We start from the raw sequence: 1,806 nt of genomic DNA on the forward strand, positions 1-1,806 counted from the left end.
AACAGATTGCATTTACATGCAGAGTTTATCGAATTTTTACATCCGAAGACGAATCAAAAAATTAACTTTTGTGTACCTGCAGATTTTTAAAAATTAATTATCTTTTAATTGTTGAATAAATTCATCTACAGACCAACTATTTTCTACTGAAAAATTACCAATTTTTGTTCTTCTCAGTGCGGATAAATGAGCGCCAGATTTTAAGGCTTTTCCAAAATCGAAAGCCAAAGAACGAATATAGGTTCCTTTACTACAAACCACTCTAAAATCTATTTTTGGTAAATCTATATTTGTAATTTCAAACTCAGAAATAGTAACTGTTCTAGATTTAATTTCTGTGGTTTCTCCTTTTCTTGCTAATTCGTATAAGCGTTTACCATCTTTCTTAATAGCAGAAAAAATGGGTGGTTTTTGCTGAATTTCCCCAATAAATTGATGGGTAGTTTCTTTTAGTAATTCTTCAGAAATATGTGCGGTTGGATAGGTTTTATCAATTTGGGTTTCTAAATCGTAACTGGGTGTGGTTGCACCTATGGTAAAAGTACCTGTATATTCTTTAATTTGTCCTTGATAAGTATCTATTTGTTTGGTTTGTTTACCAGTACAAATAATTAACAAGCCAGTTGCTAAAGGGTCTAAAGTACCCGCATGACCTACTTTTATCTTTTTAATGTTAAAACGTTGTTTAATTTCCCAACGTAACTTATTCACTACTTGAAAAGAAGTCCAAGTCAGTGGCTTATCAATTAATAAAACTTGTCCGTTTTTGTAGTCTTCTTCTGTCATTTACACAATTCTTTTAGTAGCTATTGTTAAAGATCCTGCTAAAGCAGGATTCGTTCAAATATCATTTTTTTAAATACTGGTTTGCAGTTATTAAAAATTGAGTTTCACTAATTTAAAAGAGCATAGCCAATAGCGATAGCACCTACAATAGCACAGTAAATAGAAAAGTAAGATAATTTACTTTTTTTAACCAAGGCAATCATCCATTTACAAGCAAAAAGACCTGCTAAAAATGCGGCTATAAAACCTACTGCAATGGGTACTATTTCTGAGGATTGAAAATTTAAATCGCCACTTAAAACATCTTTACCAATTTTACCAAAAATTAATGGTACCACCATTAAAAAAGAAAAACGTGCTGCTTTGGTTCTATCAATCCCCAATAAAACAGAAGTAGAAATGGTAGCTCCAGATCTAGAAATACCTGGTAACATGGCAATTGCTTGAGAAATACCGATAATTACAGAATTGCTAAATGAAACTTTTTTGTTGGTATTTTTTGCTTTGTCTGCTAATAATAATAAAAGTGCTGTTACTAACAACATTACCCCTACTAAGAGTATTTTTCCTCCAAAAAAAGATTCTAATTCTTTTTCAAAAAGTAAACCCACAATAACTGCAGGTATCATAGAAATGATAATTTTTAAAGAGAATTGAAACTCTTCATTCCATTTAAATTGAAACAAGCCTTTCAGGATTTCTAATATTTCTTTTCTAAATATTACAATAGTACTTAATGCTGTTGCAAAGTGCAAAACTACTGTAAATGTTAAGCTTTCTTCTGGCACAGAAGTATCGCCTAAAATGGCTTTTGCTAACTCTAAATGCCCACTAGAAGAAACTGGTAAAAACTCTGTTAAACCCTGGATAATACCAAGAATAATAGCTTCTAAAATATCCATATTTATTTATTAGGATTTACTAAAATAGCATAAATTTCTATCCCTAAACCAATAATTACAAGGGTTGGTGCCAATCTAATTCTTTGCCAATTATAAATTTCTTTATTAAAAACATTAG

General features: G+C 30.6%; 3 protein-coding genes. All 3 read right to left on the minus strand.

Annotated elements, in window-relative coordinates; translation table 11 throughout:
* Window positions 1-93 precede the first annotated feature (93 nt).
* Window positions 94-786, minus strand: coding sequence for a tRNA pseudouridine(55) synthase TruB (truB, locus tag ACTG3S_RS14355; protein ID WP_439130018.1), 693 nt, complete (start codon window positions 784-786; stop codon window positions 94-96).
* A gap of 107 nt (window positions 787-893) precedes the next feature.
* On the minus strand, window positions 894-1,688 hold the full coding sequence (locus ACTG3S_RS14360; RefSeq protein WP_439130019.1) for an undecaprenyl-diphosphate phosphatase: 795 nt from the start codon (window positions 1,686-1,688) through the stop codon (window positions 894-896).
* A gap of 2 nt (window positions 1,689-1,690) precedes the next feature.
* Window positions 1,691-1,806: DUF3098 domain-containing protein (locus ACTG3S_RS14365; protein WP_439130020.1), on the minus strand; the 116-nt coding region annotated here is incomplete at its 5' end.

The organism is Polaribacter sp. (assembly GCF_965656025.1).
Taxonomy (GTDB): Bacteria; Bacteroidota; Bacteroidia; order Flavobacteriales; family Flavobacteriaceae; genus Polaribacter.